The sequence below is a fragment of the Paraburkholderia flagellata genome (assembly GCF_021390645.1).
Taxonomy (GTDB): Bacteria; Pseudomonadota; Gammaproteobacteria; order Burkholderiales; family Burkholderiaceae; genus Paraburkholderia; species Paraburkholderia flagellata.
Genome location: NZ_JAJEJT010000002.1, coordinates 1649723 through 1666060 on the forward strand (window position 1 = coordinate 1649723; position 16338 = coordinate 1666060).

The window sequence follows — 16338 nt, forward strand, 5'->3', positions numbered from 1 at the left end:
ACCGCAAGGTTACACGAGCCGTTGGATCCAGGTATGGAGCTTTACGAGTTGATTGCTTAGTACTGCAATCTTTTTCTCATCGACACAATCCATCAGAAGAACAACTATCGCTTCGGAGTCAAAGCAATGGCCTTTCGCAGACGTGCAGTGGCAGGAACCCTTTCCGCATTTTCGATGTTCGGCATCGCTCATGCGCAATCGAGCGTCACGTTGTACGGCATCGCTGACACAGCGGTCCAGTACATCAGCAATGTACGTGGACACTCCCTCGTCCAGGAAGGCAACACTCATGCGCCCGATATCTTCGGGCTGAAGGGTATGGAGGATCTTGGCGGCGGCTTGCGCACGATCTTCGACCTGCAGGGCGAGTATTTGTTGAACAACGGGCAGTTGCTCGTTCCTGGGACACTGTTCAACCGGAAGGCCTACGTTGGCCTGCAGTCGGATACGTTTGGCACGCTCACGCTCGGTCGCCAACCGAGCTTCATGTATGACGTTCTCGCCAACTATCAAACGCCGCTATTGCTCGGCAATATTCTTTCGCTTCATCAGGGCAACCTCGACGAAGTCGCCAACTTTTTCCAGTTCGCCAACGCAGTCAAGTATGTGAGCCCGACCTTTGCCGGCTTCTCAACCGGCGTGGAATTTGCCTTTGGCAATGTGCCAGGCAACTTTAGCGAAGGCCGGAACTACTCGTTCTTTGTTCAGTACAAGAACGGTCCACTCAGCCTCGCAGCCGCCTACGCGAACGAGAACAACCGCTTCCTGGAGCTTTCGAGTTTCGTCGGTCTCCCGTCGCTATTTGGTACGCCGTTGCGCGCGTCCGAAGGCGTGGTGGCCGATAAACTCGTCAACTGGGGAGTGGGCGCGACTTATCAGTTCACCCACATTCTGCTGCACGCCGCCTTCACGCAGTCACGCATCACCCTGGCCACAGGCCAGGGCAACGCCAACACCGTCGACGTAGGCGCGAACTGGACGGTCAGGCCGGACGACGTCATCGCGGTTGGCGGCTGGGTCGAAAATCTCGACGGCGGAAACTGGAAGACGATAACGGTCTCGAACTCATACCTTTTTTCGAAGCGCACGTCGGTCTACCAGCAGGTCACATACCAGCATGCGTCGGGCACCAATAGTGTCGCATCGCTTGCCGCTGCCGGCCTGGCATCCGGCCGATCGACAACCGGCGTCTCCCTGGGTATCCAGCACTCTTTCTAGGCATTTGCGGTTGGCCATCGCATCAGCGCGGCACTTGTCACGTATCTCTACTGGCGATGGATTACATCGAAAAATACGGGCTTTTCGTGAGACACGTTAGCGCCTACCCTAGCTCAATGTCATCAACCGGCGCTCGCGCCTGATTATCATGTCGTCCGATACAACCACGCCGCACGTCGCATCAAAAGCATCGACCGCTCGTTGTACACCTCTTCAAGTACGGCCCGGCCTCGATACCGCCGGGCCGCAAGACAGCGCGCGAGCGGTCGTCTTGCGCACGGCAGGGCGGCGACACGGCCCCATCACGCGGCTCGTCAGCCCGGGCGACCTTGGCGAGATACTGAAGCCATTCGTCTTTCTCGACTATTTCGAGAGCAAGGAAGCCGCGGCGCTGCAGTTCTCCATGCATCCTCATTCGGGTCTCGCGACCACGACCTTGCTGCTTCAAGGCGAGGTGGAATATGAGGACACGACTGGTGCTTCAGGCGTACTGCCAGTTGGCGGCGTCGAGTGGATGAACGCAGGCGGCGGGGTCTGGCATGGCGGCGGCGCCAGCGGAAATGCAACGGTGCGCGGTTATCAGTTGTGGACCGCGTTGCCGCCATCCCTCGAATTGGGTTCTCCCACCAGCCAGTACCTGCGCGCGAGCGACATCCCTCGCACGGGTCCGGCGTCCGTCATTCTGGGTCGCTACGGGGAGGTCGAGAGCCCCGTTCTAGCTCCGGCGGGCATCAACTATCTGCTCGTGAACCTTCAGGCCGGCGAACAATGGCAGTACACGCCGCCAGCCGGTCACAGCGTTGCCTGGTTGAGCGTTCAACGCGGCGCATTGCAAGTGGGCAACGCGCGCCTCGCCGACGAACTCGTGGTATTCGACGAGTCGGAAGATGCCGTGACCCTCACCGCCAGCGAGGATTCCGAGTTCGTTCTCGGTTCCGCCATCGCCCATCCACACCAGCTCGTGCTCGGACACTACTCCGTTCATACCTCTGCCGATGCATTGCGCGCGGGGGAAGCGAGGATCGGGGAAATCGGTGCGCAGCTTCGTCGCGGCGGCCGTTTCGGCTAGGTGCTCACGAGCCGCTGCGTCAAGCGTCACTACATCGAGGACAGGCACATGGCCATCGCGAACTCCACAGGCAACGATCTGCTCGCCCTGGCCGGACGGCTCCTGTTTGCTTCCCTCTTTGTCGCGAGCGGCGTCGACAAGCTGCTCTGGCCGCTGGCGACGATTGAGTACGTCAGGACGTTCGGCCTGCCCGCGCCGCTGCTATGGTGTATCGGCTCGATGTTGCTGGAACTGGGAGGTGGAGCGTTGCTCGTTTTCGGCTACCGAACGCGCGCAGTCGCATGGATCCTGGCGGCGTACTCCGTTTCGACGGCCGCCATCTTTCACCATGCGTTCGCAGATCCGAACCAACTGATCCAATTTCTCACGAATCTAGCCATGGCAGGTGGACTGCTCGCGCTTTCGATTTACGGCGCCGGCTTGTTCAGTATCGATCGACTCATTGGCAACGGTCACGTCGAAATAACGTCGAACTACGCGCGAATCACGCCATCTGATCGTTGATTGCCCCCTACCCATCTGCCGTCTTCTCTCCTCCGGAATCCCCTTATGCGTGACGTTCATGTTGGCGACGCAGCCATACCAGCCATCGGCTTTGGCACCTATGGTCTGAGCGAAGCCGAAGTCCGTCGGCTGGCGCCGGCTGCCATTGACGCCGGCTTCCGGCACTTCGACACCGCCCAGATGTACGGTAATGAAGCGGCCATTGGCGACTGCGTCGCCGCTTCGAATCGCCCACGAAGTGAATTCTTTCTCACCACCAAGGTCTGGGTCAGCAATTACGCAGAGAGACATTTCGAGGCGTCCGTGAATGAGAGCCTGCGCAAGCTCCGGACAGACTACATCGATCTCCTGCTACTGCACTGGCCGGGATCGGATATACCGCTTGCCGAGCAAATCGCAGGCCTGAATGCCGTAGCACGGGCAGGCAAAGTACGGCATATCGGCGTAAGCAATTTCAACCGCGCGATGATGACGGAAGCCATTCGCCTTTCTGCCGCGCCTCTCGTGACGAATCAGTTCGAATACCATCCGTACCTGAACCAGTCCGTGCTGGTCGAAAGCACGCGACAAGCAGGTCTTGCCGTCACGGCCTACTGTGCGATGGCGATCGGACGCGTATTCGGCGACGATGTATTGAAAGCAATCGCCGGTCGCCACGGCAAGACGATTGCGCAGGTCGTGCTTCGATGGCTCGTTCAGCAGCCCGGCACGGTTGCCCTTTCGAGAACCACCCGGATAGGACGCCTCGCGGAAAATCTCGCAATCTTCGACTTTGCGCTCGACGACGCGGAGATGGCGGCGATCCGCGCATTGGCGGCAGTCGACAGCCGAATCGTCAATCCGCCTGGACTCGCTCCTGTGTGGGATAGCACTGCGCCGTGACCCTCGGAGAAACGCCAGTCGCCGGCATCAACTACACGCCGCGGTCTCGTCACAGGGCCAAGCGGCGAAGTTCTGGATCACAACGACCAGCCGATTCCCGGCATCTTCGCATGTGGCAACGACATGAACTGGCCCGTTGGCGGCCACTACATTGGAGCCGGAATTACACTCGGCCCGGCAGTCTCGTTCGGCTACCTGACCGCCATGGCGCTAGCAAAGCATGATCCGTCACGGGCCACGCTTGCTGGCGAATCCATTTCACGGGCCGCCCAGAATATCGGTGAGAGCCGGCCAGCAGGCGCCCGGTTAGCCAAACAGCTTGTTCGCCGCCTTCGCAATCAATTCCCCCTGGTGGCGTGCGCCGTCGAGGTCGATTGCGCTCGGCTGCCGCTGTCCCTGCGCGCCAGCAATCGTCGTCGCGCCGTACGGCGAACCGCCCGCGATCTCGTCCAGCGTCATCTGACCTTGATAGCTGTACGGCAACCCGACGACGACCATGCCGAAGTGCAACAGGTTGGCGATGATCGAAAAGAGCGTGGCCTCCTGCCCGCCGTGCTGGGTGGCCGTCGATGTGAAAGCGCCGCCGACCTTGCCATTGAGCGCACCGCTCATCCACAGGCCGCCTGCCTGGTCCAGAAACGCCGCCATCTGCGACGACATACGCCCGAAGCGCGTGGGCGTTCCGATGACGATCGCATCGTAATTGGCGAGTTCCGCGACAGTCGCGACCGGCGCCTTCTGGTCCAGCTTGAAATGGGCGGCTGCGGCGACCTCCTGTGGCGCGGTTTCAGGCACACGCTTGACGTCGACGCTTGCACCCGCGGCGCGGGCGCCTTCGGCAATGGCCTCTGCCATGGCTTCGACGTGCCCATAGGAGGAGTAGTACAGCACCAGTACTTTCGACATAACAGGCTCCTTTCAACGTTTCCGGCAACGCCGGGATCAGGAGGTTTGTGACGCCTGGAGTGACTTGCGACCCAACTGCCCAACTGCGAATCCACGGCGATCAGTACGCGCCACGCACCTCGAACAGGTTGATATCGTCGGCCTTCGATGAACGACGACACAGTATCGCCCCGCCCCTTTCGATGAGGCTCGAGGCGATCGACTAGAATCAGGAACTCCCGGTAGTTTCCACCAATACGAGTTCGGAGTCTTCCAGAGCGGCTATCTCGCTTGCCGTCACATCCGTGATCGCCACACCGTCCAGTGGGCCCACCATCTCGCCGTCGATTTCGATGCGGCCCGACGCGACGACGAGGTAAGCGCAACCATCGGCGAGGAAAGCCTGCCTGACACGCTCGCCCGCCTTGAGTGTGGCACCGGAGAGGCGCGCGTCTGCGCGAATGGGAAGCGCGCCTTCATCCTCGGCAAAGCCGCTGGCGAGCACGACGAAGCGACCTGAGCGGTCGCTCTTCGGAAACGCGCGAGTATCCCAGCGCGGTTCACCGCCGGCATTGCGCGGCAACAACCACACCTGATAGAGCTTGAGCGACACATCGCCCTGGTTGTACTCGGCGTGCCGTATGCCTGTACCCGTGCTCATGACCTGTACGTCGCCGGCACGGATCGTCCCTTCCGAACCGATGGTATCGCGATGCCCCAGTACACCTTCGCGCACGTAAGTGACGATCTCCATGTCCCGGTGCCCATGCAGCGGAAAGCCGCCGCCAACCGCGATCTCATCATCGTTCCAAACGATCAGCGGACCCAACGCCTCATGCGCGCGATTGCCACCGGCGTTCACAGCAAAATGGTATTTGGCGCGCAACCAGCCATAATCGGCTCCATCGAGCGCGGCCCAACGTCTATGTGCAAGCATTTCCGCTTCCTTCTGAAAATTGAAGCTGCTGACGATCGTTAATGACGGTTCAGCCACGGATCAATGCTATATCGGCAAACATGGAGGTGAAATATCCAGCCGCACAAAGCAACATTGCTTGCAGTAGAACGATAACGAACGCCAGGAAGTGTGCTCGCTGCCCTAATTAATCAGGTATCCAAAATAATATGTGCGCCCTGAACTGAGTCTATCAAGGGTCGCTTCCTCATTCGTCGAGTGACGCCGAAATCATTCCCGCGAGTTCGGAAAGCAATTCGTCGAACAGGCGCTTACCTTCGGGCTTCAACTGGATGAAATGATTTCGCCTGTCATTCGGATCGCGCACTCTTTGCACGAGACCGCGTTTTTCCAGATTGTCGAGCGCAGGAACAGCGGTCGTCGACGCAATACCCACGCGCTTGCTGAGTTCGAGCTGATTCACCTCGCCGCGCTCGGCCAGCACGCGAAGGTAGTACCAGTAAGCGATGGGGAGCGCTTCCCGGTCGAGGACCTTTTGCGCCTTCGCGTCGTAGAGCCGGTGGACCGTTCGCGCCATCCGCGGAACGGTCCTACCTCGATCGTCGAACACATCCGATGACCGTTCTGCGAGCGCCTCCACGGGCGCTGGAGCGGGCTTGGCGGCTTTCGCTGCGGACGCATTTGTCCTGGCCATTCACGTGTTCCTCGGCGCATGGTCAAGCGAGCGGCCAAAGATCCCGGCAGATCAGGAGCCGAGCATGCTGGAAGCCTCCTCTTGTGCTTGACCTTGCGCGTGCGTGCGCGTACGCACGAACACTCCGGCCAGCGCAGCGGCAAATAGCGCGGCAACGGCCCCGATCAGGAACGCCAGGTGATAGCCGCCATTGAGCGCGGCAGCGGCATCGGCGCCCGACGCGGCCAGTTCATCTGTGCGCGCTGCCGCGAGGCTCGCGAGGATCGCGAGTCCCAATGCCCCGCCCATCATGAACGACGTGTTCACCACCCCCGATGCCAGGCCCGACTCGTCCGGCGCGACGTCGCTCATCGCGGCCAGCAGCACCGGGTTGAAGGCCACGCCGGCCCCGAGGCCCATCAGCACCATGCCCGGCAACACGTCCAGCACGTAGCTGCCCCCGGCAGGCGCGCGCGCAAACAGCGCGAGGCCGACTGCGGCCAGCAGCAAACCGAGCGTCAACGGCGCGCGAATCCCGAAGCGCATGACCAGTCTTGCCGAAAGACCCAGCGAAAACGCTGCCATGATGACGTTGGCCGGCAGGAAGGCCAGCCCCACCTGCATCGCGTTGTAGTTCAGCAGGCGCTGCATGTAAAGCGCGGAGATGAAGAACCACGCGAACAGCGCTGCCGCCCATAGCACGCCCACCACATTGGCCGTGGCCACGTTGCGCAGCGCGAACATGCGCAGTGGCATGAGCGGATGCAACACATGCGATTCGATGAAGAGAAATGCGATGAGGAGCGCGATCGCAATGCCTAGCTGCATGAGCGTTTGCGCGGACGTCCAGCCGGCTTCGTTGCCATGTACGACTGCGTACACCGCCAGCATGAGCGATGCGGTCACGGCAATCGCACCCGCCACATCCAGCCTGGCGCGATCCGCCAGCGGCTTGCCCGCCGGCAGCAGCGCCACGCATCCCGCATACACCGCTATCCCGATCGGCAAGTTGACGAGGAAAATCCAGTGCCAGTTCAGCGCGCTGGTCAGCAGGCCGCCCAGCAACACGCCGATGCTGCCGCCGCCCCCGCCCACGAACCCGTAGATGCCCATCGCCTTCGCGCGGTCAGCCGGCGAGGTGAACAGGCTCATGATGAGCGAGAGCGACACGGCCGAGACCACTGCGCCGCCCAAGCCTTGAACAGCGCGCGCCGCGATCAGGAGCCCTTGCGAATTCGCCAGCCCGCAGGCCGCCGAAGCCAGCGTGAAGACCGTGATGCCCAGCAGGAACAAGCGCCGATGGCCGAACAGGTCGCCAAGCCGCCCGCCCAGCAGCAGAAAGCCGCCGAAGGTCAGCATATAGGCGTTCACGACCCACACGAGCGAGGTTTCGGTGAATTTCAGATCCGCCCGGATGGACGGCAGCGCGACGTTTACGATGGTCGTGTCCAGCACGATCATCAGCACACCGAGGCACAGCACCATGAGGGCAAGCCAGCGTTTGTGTTCGTCGATTCCATGCGTCATGTCACGGCTCCTGGAAATGACGGTCATCATACGCTCCGGTTAAATGCAATCACTTTGATCCACGAAGCCGATGATCAGTGGATGTTGGCGCTGATCATACGGCGGCGTTGGCTCACGCAATGAGCGCGGCAGTCTCTTTCCTCGCCGAGTCCATCGCCCCGTTACGCGCCTGCGTACCCATCGCCACACCTTCCGCGCGAATGAAAGTGAAATCCGTGATGCCCAGAAATCCGAAAGCCGCCCTTAAATAGCTTTCCTGATGATCGAACGCAGCGGCAGGCGATCCTTCGCTGTAAATGCCGCCGCGCGACGAGGCGACGACGAGTTTCTTGCCGCCGCACAGACCGACCGGCCCCTGGTCTCCATAGCGGAACGTCTTCCCGGCAACGGAGATGCGGTCGATCCAGGCCTTCAGTTGTGAAGGCACGCCAAGGTTATACATGGGCGCGCCGATCACCACGATATCGGCGGCGAGGAACGCCTCGAGCGCGGCCTGGCCCATGGCGACGTCGGACTTCAAAGCGTCATCGACCGGCGCACCTTGCGCGGCCGCGAGGTGTGCCGCCGTAAGATGGCCGATCGGCGTGGCGGCCAGGTCCAGGCGAGTGACAGTCAGGTCCGCATGACTGCTGCGGAACGTCGCGACAACATTCGCCGACAACTCACGGCTGACGGAGCCTTGACCGAGGATGCTGGAATCTACGTGTAGCAGTTTCATGAAATTTTCCTTGAGACGTTGGGTTGCCGACCACGGGCGCAATCGATAAGAATCCCAAGTATGGGATCGAAAAGTGCTTCGAACTAGCTGGTAGAATCGGATTGCATTCGTCCATTTATGGAGCAATGACATGCTCGATCTGAATGATCTCGCCTTGTTCGTCGAGGTGGTTCGCGCGGGTAGCTTTTCCGAGGCGGCGAGGCGTCTGCGCATGCCTGCCAATACGCTGAGCCGACGCATCGATCAGCTCGAAGGACAACTAAGCACTCGTCTGCTGCATCGGTCGACGCGCAAACTCACACTCAGCACGGAAGGTCAAACGCTGTTCGAGCGCTATGCGCCGGCGATCGATCAGATTCTTGAAATCGGGCGACACCATGGCGATCAGCAGACACCCTCCGGCTCGGTTCGCGTCACCGCTCTGGCTGGCCTGTTCGAAATCTTCCGCATTGAATGGTTGATAGATTTCTACACGCGCTATCCGAACATCAGCATCGAGTTCGTGCTCGACGATACGCCGTCCGATCTGATCGCCGAGCGTGTCGACCTGGCCTTGCGCATGGGCGTCGAGACGGGCAGTGGCTTCAGGGTGCGCAGGCTGGCGCCGGGTGAAACGATCCTCGCGGCAAGTCCGGCCTATCTGGAACGACGCCCTGCCCCGCGTACGCCGCGTGAACTCGCCGAACACGACTGCCTGACGATTTCGAATCGCCAGGGTCGCAATATGTGGCGCCTGGAGGGGCCGCGCGGCACTCAGGACGTGTCGATCAATAGCCGGTTCGCGGTGAACGACATGCGAGTGCTGACGCAGGCTTGTGTCGCCGGACTGGGTATTGCGCTGCTGCCGCAGTTGCTCGTCGACTCGATCATTGAAGAGGGGAAACTGGTACGCGTGCTGCCTGCCTGGCGGCGATCAAGCACCGAACTCGGCCTGCAGCTCGTGTACACGAGCCGCCCGCCCGTGCCGCCTGCAGTAGCGGTCTTCGCCGAATATCTTTTGGAGAAACTCGGCGACGCGATGTCAATTCCCTCACACAGCCGTGCGCGCCGATAATCATGGCGCGCCGCGATCCTGATAGCGGTAAAACCCGAAGGGGTCTATAGCAATGCCCAGACACAATCCACCACTGCGCCGCAGTCAGAAAGCGCCCATGACCGGGGCGAGGCGCCGCTTTCTCATCATCAGCGGAATCGTTCTGTTAGCGGCGTTCGGCTGGCTCCTGATGATCATCGTCCAACCCGCATTCCAGCGCACCATCGTCATGACCAGCGGTGCGGACAACGGCATCTATCGCGGATTTGCGGATCGCTATGCGCCCATTCTGAAGCGCGCGGGCATCAAACTCGATATCCGCAGTTCTTCGGGCTCCGTGGAAAATTACGAGCGGCTGAGGGACCCGAATAGCGCCTACGAAGTCGGTTTCATTCAGTCGGGCACCACCACCCCGAAGGAAACCGACAATCTGCAAACGATCGCTGCCGTGTCGTACGAACCGATCTGGGTGTTCTATCGCGGCGACACCACGGTCGACCGGCTGTCGCAACTGCGCGGAAAGAAGATTTCTATGGGCGTGCCAGGCAGTGGCCTGCTCAATGTTGCGCAGGTATTGCTCGGCTATAGCGGCATCACGAGCCAGAACTCCACGCTGCTGCAAATGGATGCGTCCGCTGCGTATCAGGGGCTCGAAAGCGGCCAGATCGACGCTGCGTTCTTCATCGGCCGGCCCGACGCCGACATGCAGAAGACACTGCTGAACAGCGGGCTGAAGTTGATGAGTTTCTCGCAGGCCGATGCGCTGGTTCAGAAGTTCCCGTCGCTTTCGAAGATTGTCTTGCCGCGTGCGTCGACGAGTGTCGCTGAAGACCTTCCACGCACCGACGTCACGCTGCTCGCCGCAACGGCACTCCTCGTTTCGAAAGACACGATGCATCCGGCTCTCGTCTATCTGCTGCTCGATGCGGCCCACGCCGTTCACGGTGGCGAGGACTACTTCACACCGCTCGGCACGTTTCCGAATCTGAAGACGGAAGAATTCCCGATCTCCGACGAAAGCGCACGCTACTTCAAATCCGGCCAGCCTTTCCTGTACCGCTATCTGCCGTTCTGGCTCGCGAGCCTGATTGAACGACGGCTGTTGATCCTCGTGCCGTTCGCGGCTCTTCTCTTTGGTTTGATTCAGGCATTGCCACGCCTCGTCGAATCGCGAATAAAAAAGCGATTCGTCGTCTGGTATCGCGAGATCAAGGCACTGGAAGACGAGGTGTGGAACAGCCGCGAGCCGACCCACTCACAGATCGCACAATGGCGCGACGAGATCGAAAACATCGACGCGAATGCGAGCCAGATACGGATTCCATATCGCTATTTTCAGGACGTCTACGCGCTCAAGCAGGCAATTGGTGTCGTGCGGGACAGAATCGCAAATGCTGCGGAGCGAGCGAAGGGATAGCGACATGTCGTTCGTCAGTTCGACTCCGTTTTCACCCGCCGTAAAGCTAACGCAGCGCCCTTCGTAAAATCTTCCCAACGGTCGACTTCGGGAGCGCTTCCCTGAACTCGAATTGGCGCGGCACCTTGTAGTTCGTTAGATTCTCGCGACACCAGGCTTGCAGCGCGTCCGCAGTCAATCGCGAGTCCCGGGCGACTACGAACACTTTCAACGCTTCACCCGTCTTCGCATCTTGCACGCCGATACAGGCGCACTCGCTAACGCCGGGATGGCTGGCGACCACTTTCTCGATTTCGTTGGGATAGACATTGAATCCGGACACGAGGACCAGATCCTTCTTCCGGTCGACAATCGTGACGTAGCCTTGTCCATCCATTACCGCGACGTCACCGCTGCGTAAAAAACCGTCTGACGTAAAGGACGATTGTGTTTCCTCCGGGCGGTTCCAGTATCTACTCATCACCTGGGGTCCCTTCACGACGATTTCCCCGGGCATCCCCGGCCTCACGTCATGCCCGTCGTCGTCGAGCAATCTCACTTCTGTAGACGCCACGGGCACCCCCACTGTCTGCTCGCGGCCGCTTGCTCCCACCGGCGTCATGCAGACCGTAGGCGACGCCTCAGTCAGCCCATATCCGCCGGAGAGCGCACATCCTGTCAACTCGCTCCATTTTTCCGCAACCGCAGGCTGGACGGCTGCGCCCGCGCCGCACGTATACGCGAGGCCGGTGAAATCGAGTTTTCCAAAAGGCTCGAAATCAATCAAGGCGTTGAACAGCGTGTTCACTCCGACGAAAAAAGAAAAGCGATGCTTGCGCCATTGATCGACCAGGGTAGAAAGGTCGCGCGAGTTTGGAATGAGAACATTCTTCCAGCCACGCGCAGCCGAAAGCAGACAATTACCGGTCAACGCCATGATGTGATACATCGGCAGCACGGTCACGACGCAAACGTCGGCACCATCCAACACGGGCCGAAGCCACGTCGACAACTGAAGAACATTCGCGATGACGTTCCGATGAGTCAACACTGCGGCTTTCGGATTTCCCGTTGTCCCGCCCGTATACTGTAGAAATGCAATCGCATCGGGTGCTACCGGCAACTGCGGCCTCGATCGATGACGTCCAGCTTCGACCGCTGCGACGAAGCTCGTTTGCGCCTCCGCGCGCGCCAACTGTGCATCTTCGTGTGCTCCCCGCGGAGCGTTGCGCAGCGACGGGAGCCTGGCAATCTCGTCTGGCGTCGCCAGAATCAATCGGCAATTCACCTCACTCGCTGCCGCACGGGCCACCGTTTGTGCCCCTTCCCAGGCGACGAGGATCGTCGCTCCACTGTCCTCCAGGTGAAAGCGGACTTCCCGCTCGGTGTAGTGTGGATTCAGGTTGACCACAACCATGCCCGCGCGCAGCACGCCGAATAGCGCCAGGGAGTATTGCGGAACATTGGGCATCATGAGCGCGACGCGGCTGCCTGACGGCAGACGTTCAATGAGCTGCAGGTAGGTCGCGAACGCTTCGCTCAACTCGTCAATCGCTGCGTAGTCGAGTTCGACGTCTGCGCAGCATAGGGCGGTTCGAGCGGGATACGCCGCGGCCGTTCTGGTCAGGAAGTCCGCTATCGATCCGCATTCCTCAAGATCGATATCGGCGGGCACACCCGTTGGATACTGCTCAAGCCAATTCCGTTGCACGCTCGTCTCCTTCTCATGTTCGATGATCTGTGCCGATTCGGTGTGCGCGGCTACCGCAGTGCTTCCTTGACGAAATCGAGCCGGTCTTGCCCAAAGAACATCTCGTCGCCTACGAACATCGTCGGCGCGCCAAACAGACCTCGAGCAACGGCTGCCTCGGTTTCCGTCTTCAGCCGCTCCTTCACCGCGGGATCCTCTGCAAACTGCAACAGGAGCGCGCTATCGAGACCGGCGCCTTCGAGAACGGCATGCACCGTGGGCAAGTCGCCCATATTGCGGGGTTGCTCCCACATTGCGCGAAACACCGTACTGACATAGCGAAGGAACAGCTGCTCGTCATGCATCTGCGCACCGGTTGCAGCGCGCATGAGCATCAGCGTGTTGATCGGGAAATGCGGATTATGGGTGTACTGGACGCCATAGCGCCGGGCAAAGCGCGCGAGATCAATCTGCATCCAGGCGCCTTTTGCAGGTATGGCCGCCGGGGACGCATTGTTCGTCGCCTTGTGGATACCTCCCAGCAGGACTGGCCGATACACCAGTTCAGCACCGCTTTGAGCAGCGATGCCTGGCAGTTGCGTCCAGGCGAGATAGCTCGCCGGGCTTCCGAAGTCAAAATAGAACTCTACGGTTTTCACTATCTCTTGCCCCCTAACACTTCATATCCGGCCCCCGATGCGATTCGCGCCGGACATCCCGGAAAGGTCATTGATAAACAAGCGTTAACTGAACGAAGGTTATGCTATTCTCATTCGACACCCTGACCAGATCCTGACCATGCGCTATTCAAGCTCACACAAAGAGGAAACGCGTCGCAAACTCATCGAAAGCAGCCGCGCCATTGCGAAGGAAGGCGGTTTTGCGACCACGGGTATCGATGCGCTGATGGCGTCGATCGGGCTCACAGGCGCCGCGTTCTACAATCATTTCCCTTCCAAGCAGGCGCTCTTCGACGCCCTCGTCGGCGAGGAGGCGTCCAACAGCGCCGATCTGCTAGCGGTAGACGACGGCGCGCCCGACGCCGATCTAGGCAAGCGCCTGAGAAGCTACCTGAGCACGTATCACGTTCTGCATCCCGAATCGGGTTGTGCGCTACCCGCGATCGGCCCGGAAATCGCTCGAGGCACGCCCACCGCGCGCGCGGAAGTCGAAAAGGCGCTCAAGCGCATCCAGAAGAGCTGGAGTGCTCACCTCGACGACAAGGACACCGCCTGGGCAGTCATGGCGCAATGTGTCGGCGCCCTTGTGCTTGCGCGCACGGTGGAAAGCGAGCGCACCAAGCGTGAAATTCTCGCGTCCAGCCGGCGACTTCTGGGCGAAGCGCTCGACATCGACACCTTGAAGTAGCCTTCGCATTTCGGGCGCGCCTTTCGGTAGTCCGCCTTTTACCAGCGCTCCATGTACGGACGCAAATCCAGCTCGAACGTCCAGGCGTCGCGCGGCTGCTGGTGCAGATACCAGTAGCTCTCGGCAATGTGTTCGGGATTCAGGATGCCGTCCTTTTCCTTCAAGGCGTAGCGCTCCGGAAAATTCGTGCGAATAAAATCAGTATCGATGGCGCCGTCAACAATAACGTGGGCGACGTGAACGTTGCGCGGCCCCAGTTCCCGGGCCATGCTTTGTGCGAGCGCCCGTAGCGCATGCTTGGCGCCCGCGAATGCGCCGAAATCTGCCGCGCCCCTGACACTTGCCGTCGCCCCTGTGAAGAGAATCGTCCCGCGCCCTCGCGCGACCATCCGCTTTGCCGCCTCTCGGCCATTGAGAAATGCACTAAAGCAGGCCATCTCCCAGATCTTGAAGTACTTGCGCGCCGTCTCTTCGAGAATGCTGCAAGGCACGTTCGCGCCAATGTTGAACACCATCGCCTCGATCGGACCGTGCTCGGCTTCGACGCGCTCGATCAATGCAACCACATCCTCTTCCTTGCGCGCGTCGCTGCCGTACCCGTAAGCCTCACCGCCGGCTTCGCGAATACGAGTAACCAGCGGTTCCAGCTTGTCCGCCGAGCGGCGGCTCACACAGGCGATGTAGCCTTCGCGGGCGAATCGCGCCGCAATCGCTCCTCCGGTGGCATCTCCTGCCCCAATCACCAGCACGACTTTCGGTTGCACATTATCGGACCGCATGCCGCCTCCTGTTAACGAACGATCGTTTAGTTAACGTACGTTAATTAAACGATCGTCCCTTGTCAACCAGGGTTTTGGCGTTCGGGCGCACTCTCGCCGATATTCGCGTATCAGCCTCGCTCATGCGCTGCGCTAGAATGCCCCTGGTGTTGGATGGCCAACGCCCCTGCCGGGCCGGCTTCTCCCTACGGCATAAAGAGTTGAAATGGCGCGCTGCCGCTGACACACTTAGCTCCGTGTCGCGACTGTTCTGAAGGCTCGCGCCGCCCTTGACTCCTCGTGAGATTCGTAATGAGCAAAGAGATCGACTACCTCAACCCCGCCCTCCGTCGCGGGCTCCAGCGCGTGGCGATGCCAGTGGTCGACGCGACTCCTGCGACGTTGGCTGGCTATGGCAAGCTGGTGGACGACCCGAACGTATGCCAGGTGGAAATCGTGCAATGGCCCTCAGTGGGATCAAGACCGATCGACCCAGGAACCGGTGACGAAGCGGGCACGACCGAAGGCACGTTCGTCAGCGAATGGCGCGGTGACATTCTCTACGGCCGAAACGAAGCGGTAGGCGGTAACTATATTCTCGCATACGCAACGGAGCCAGACGACGCACGCGAAGACAGCGCGGCCACACCGGAGCGCATGTTGATTTGGCATGCGAATTATCATCCAGACGGTGGGCAACTGTTTTTCCCGCTCGATCGTCGCCCGTTCTACGTTCCGTTGGCATTGCCCGGCGACGATATCACGCCGCAGAAGTTCGTCTGCTTCCGTTTCGACGGGCGGCAGGGTCTCTATATCCACCCGAACATCTGGCATGAAGGTGTGTTCACACTGGACGGGACTCAGCGATTCTTCGACAAACAAGGCGCTGTCCATGCGCGCGTCTCGGTCGAATTTGCGTCTGAATTCGGCTGTCTGCTCGAGGCGATCATTACGCGTGACTTGAGACTGTCGACAAGACAGACATGATCGGTGCGCGATGTGACAGGCGCCGTTTAGACGGCCGAGCGGGGGGTTTTTTTGCAGCAGACGACCGATCGGGCCGCGCCGTCTTCTTGCGCTGCGCCTTCGACATGCTGCCGTTGTTCGAAGCGTCGGGCACGCTCGTTTGGTAATCCGCGAGAGCGCGGCGGCGCTCCCGAACCGCTGGAATTCCCATTGCGCGCTGGGACAGTCTTGACAGCGCAAGCGAGCCGGTTCGACTACAAAGGGAAGCCAATGGGCGTTGCGGCGCCGTGCGGATGAGTGTCGTCATCGGGATACCAAAGATCTCTGTGAGCGTTTGCGGGCGCATCATCTCGGCAGCAGGACCGCTCGCGAGCAGTCCGCCGTCTTTCAGTGCGATGAGTTCATCGCAAAAGCGGCCGGCCATATTGATATCGTGCAGCACCACAACCACACCAATACCTCGCTGCTCGCTCAAGCGCTTCACCAACGCCATAACCTCGATCTGATGCGCAATGTCGCGCGCCGAGATAGGCTCGTCTAGCAACAGGCAATCGCTCTCCTGAGCGACCAGCATTGCGAGCCACACCCGCTGACGTTCGCCGCCAGAAAGACTCTCGACTGCGCGGCCGGCTTATTGCGCGATGTGCGTCTGCTCAATCGCCGCCGCTACTTTGCGTTCATCGATACGCGAAAATCGCCCCAATGCGCCGTGCCACGGATAGCGTCCGAGCGCGA

General features: G+C 60.4%; 16 protein-coding genes and 2 pseudogenes. 9 read left to right on the forward strand and 9 right to left on the reverse strand.

The genetic code is table 11. The features are described 5' to 3' along the window. The first annotated feature begins 147 nt into the window (after positions 1–147). The 5 genes and pseudogenes from L0U83_RS21710 to L0U83_RS40545 all read left to right on the forward strand — a co-directional run. The gene (locus tag L0U83_RS21710) at positions 148–1218 is read left to right on the forward strand and encodes a porin (RefSeq protein ID WP_233886142.1); all 1071 of its coding nucleotides are present in this window, start codon (positions 148–150) and stop codon (positions 1216–1218) included. A 271-nt stretch (positions 1219–1489) separates the two neighbouring features. Further along, the gene (locus L0U83_RS21715; RefSeq protein WP_233886143.1) at positions 1490–2287 is read left to right on the forward strand and encodes a pirin family protein; all 798 of its coding nucleotides are present in this window, start codon (positions 1490–1492) and stop codon (positions 2285–2287) included. 48 nt (positions 2288–2335) lie between these two features. Beyond that, complete coding sequence (locus tag L0U83_RS21720; RefSeq protein WP_233886144.1) at positions 2336–2791, forward strand: DoxX family protein; 456 nt, start codon at positions 2336–2338, stop codon at positions 2789–2791. Beyond that, entirely contained in the window at positions 2792–3673 is an 882-nt protein-coding gene (locus tag L0U83_RS21725) for an aldo/keto reductase (protein WP_233886145.1), read from the forward strand. Positions 3674–3715: 42 nt separating this feature from the next. Then, a pseudogene (locus L0U83_RS40545) lies at positions 3716–3832 on the forward strand (FAD-binding protein); the annotation flags it as partial. A 147-nt stretch (positions 3833–3979) separates the two neighbouring features. On the opposite strand, the gene wrbA reads toward L0U83_RS40545, so the two are convergent. The 5 genes from wrbA to L0U83_RS21755 form a co-directional block, all read right to left on the reverse strand. Further along, on the reverse strand, positions 3980–4579 hold the full coding sequence (wrbA, locus tag L0U83_RS21735) for an NAD(P)H:quinone oxidoreductase (RefSeq protein WP_233886147.1): 600 nt from the start codon (positions 4577–4579) through the stop codon (positions 3980–3982). 208 nt (positions 4580–4787) lie between these two features. Next, on the reverse strand, positions 4788–5495 hold the full coding sequence (locus tag L0U83_RS21740) for a pirin family protein (RefSeq protein ID WP_233886599.1): 708 nt from the start codon (positions 5493–5495) through the stop codon (positions 4788–4790). 226 nt (positions 5496–5721) lie between these two features. After that, a complete protein-coding gene (locus L0U83_RS21745) occupies positions 5722–6168 on the reverse strand; it encodes a MarR family winged helix-turn-helix transcriptional regulator (RefSeq protein ID WP_233886149.1) in 447 nt (148 codons plus the stop codon). 51 nt (positions 6169–6219) lie between these two features. Next, positions 6220–7674 carry a DHA2 family efflux MFS transporter permease subunit gene (locus L0U83_RS21750; protein WP_233886151.1) on the reverse strand — a complete coding sequence of 485 codons (1455 nt, stop codon included), beginning with the start codon at positions 7672–7674 and terminating at the stop codon, positions 6220–6222. Between the two features lie 112 nt (positions 7675–7786). Beyond that, positions 7787–8392, reverse strand: a complete 606-nt coding sequence (locus L0U83_RS21755) for an FMN-dependent NADH-azoreductase (RefSeq protein WP_233886153.1) — start codon at positions 8390–8392, stop codon at positions 7787–7789. A 130-nt stretch (positions 8393–8522) separates the two neighbouring features. Between L0U83_RS21755 and L0U83_RS21760 the strand changes: the two genes are divergently transcribed. Continuing rightward, the gene (locus tag L0U83_RS21760) at positions 8523–9446 is read left to right on the forward strand and encodes a LysR family transcriptional regulator (RefSeq protein WP_233886155.1); all 924 of its coding nucleotides are present in this window, start codon (positions 8523–8525) and stop codon (positions 9444–9446) included. A gap of 97 nt (positions 9447–9543) precedes the next feature. Then, positions 9544–10842: a TAXI family TRAP transporter solute-binding subunit gene (locus L0U83_RS21765; RefSeq protein ID WP_233886157.1), complete on the forward strand. Its 1299-nt coding sequence runs from the start codon at positions 9544–9546 to the stop codon at positions 10840–10842. 46 nt (positions 10843–10888) lie between these two features. Here the strand turns inward: L0U83_RS21765 and L0U83_RS21770 are convergent, their stop codons facing one another. Together L0U83_RS21770 and L0U83_RS21775 are read right to left on the reverse strand one after the other, a co-directional pair. Then, positions 10889–12532, reverse strand: coding sequence for an AMP-binding protein (locus L0U83_RS21770; protein WP_233886158.1), 1644 nt, complete (start codon positions 12530–12532; stop codon positions 10889–10891). 50 nt (positions 12533–12582) lie between these two features. Beyond that, positions 12583–13173, reverse strand: coding sequence for a 2-hydroxychromene-2-carboxylate isomerase (locus L0U83_RS21775; RefSeq protein WP_233886600.1), 591 nt, complete (start codon positions 13171–13173; stop codon positions 12583–12585). A gap of 136 nt (positions 13174–13309) precedes the next feature. Between L0U83_RS21775 and L0U83_RS21780 the strand changes: the two genes are divergently transcribed. Further along, positions 13310–13879: a TetR/AcrR family transcriptional regulator gene (locus tag L0U83_RS21780; RefSeq protein ID WP_233886159.1), complete on the forward strand. Its 570-nt coding sequence runs from the start codon at positions 13310–13312 to the stop codon at positions 13877–13879. 38 nt (positions 13880–13917) lie between these two features. Here the strand turns inward: L0U83_RS21780 and L0U83_RS21785 are convergent, their stop codons facing one another. After that, on the reverse strand, positions 13918–14658 hold the full coding sequence (locus tag L0U83_RS21785) for an SDR family oxidoreductase (protein WP_233886160.1): 741 nt from the start codon (positions 14656–14658) through the stop codon (positions 13918–13920). 291 nt (positions 14659–14949) lie between these two features. On the opposite strand from L0U83_RS21785, the gene L0U83_RS21790 reads away from it, so the two are divergent. Beyond that, complete coding sequence (locus tag L0U83_RS21790) at positions 14950–15624, forward strand: ureidoglycolate lyase (protein ID WP_233886161.1); 675 nt, start codon at positions 14950–14952, stop codon at positions 15622–15624. Here L0U83_RS21790 and L0U83_RS40550 read toward each other — a convergent pair. Next, positions 15587–16213: pseudogene (locus L0U83_RS40550) on the reverse strand (ATP-binding cassette domain-containing protein); the annotation flags it as partial. The gene L0U83_RS21790 and the pseudogene L0U83_RS40550 sit on opposite strands and share 38 nt — an antisense overlap. Positions 16214–16338 lie beyond the last annotated feature (125 nt).

Bases quoted from the DNA above. Each gene is read 5' to 3' on its own strand.
- L0U83_RS21720 (WP_233886144.1), top strand. From the start codon at position 2,336: ATGGCCATCGCGAACTCCACAGGCAACGATCTGCTCGCCCTGGCCGGA.
- wrbA (WP_233886147.1), bottom strand. From the start codon at position 4,579: ATGTCGAAAGTACTGGTGCTGTACTACTCCTCCTATGGGCACGTCGAA.
- L0U83_RS21740 (WP_233886599.1), bottom strand. From the start codon at position 5,495: ATGCTTGCACATAGACGTTGGGCCGCGCTCGATGGAGCCGATTATGGC.
- L0U83_RS21745 (WP_233886149.1), bottom strand. From the start codon at position 6,168: ATGGCCAGGACAAATGCGTCCGCAGCGAAAGCCGCCAAGCCCGCTCCA.
- L0U83_RS21750 (WP_233886151.1), bottom strand. From the start codon at position 7,674: ATGACGCATGGAATCGACGAACACAAACGCTGGCTTGCCCTCATGGTG.
- L0U83_RS21755 (WP_233886153.1), bottom strand. From the start codon at position 8,392: ATGAAACTGCTACACGTAGATTCCAGCATCCTCGGTCAAGGCTCCGTC.
- L0U83_RS21760 (WP_233886155.1), top strand. From the start codon at position 8,523: ATGCTCGATCTGAATGATCTCGCCTTGTTCGTCGAGGTGGTTCGCGCG.
- L0U83_RS21765 (WP_233886157.1), top strand. From the start codon at position 9,544: ATGACCGGGGCGAGGCGCCGCTTTCTCATCATCAGCGGAATCGTTCTG.
- L0U83_RS21780 (WP_233886159.1), top strand. From the start codon at position 13,310: ATGCGCTATTCAAGCTCACACAAAGAGGAAACGCGTCGCAAACTCATC.
- L0U83_RS21785 (WP_233886160.1), bottom strand. From the start codon at position 14,658: ATGCGGTCCGATAATGTGCAACCGAAAGTCGTGCTGGTGATTGGGGCA.
- L0U83_RS21790 (WP_233886161.1), top strand. From the start codon at position 14,950: ATGAGCAAAGAGATCGACTACCTCAACCCCGCCCTCCGTCGCGGGCTC.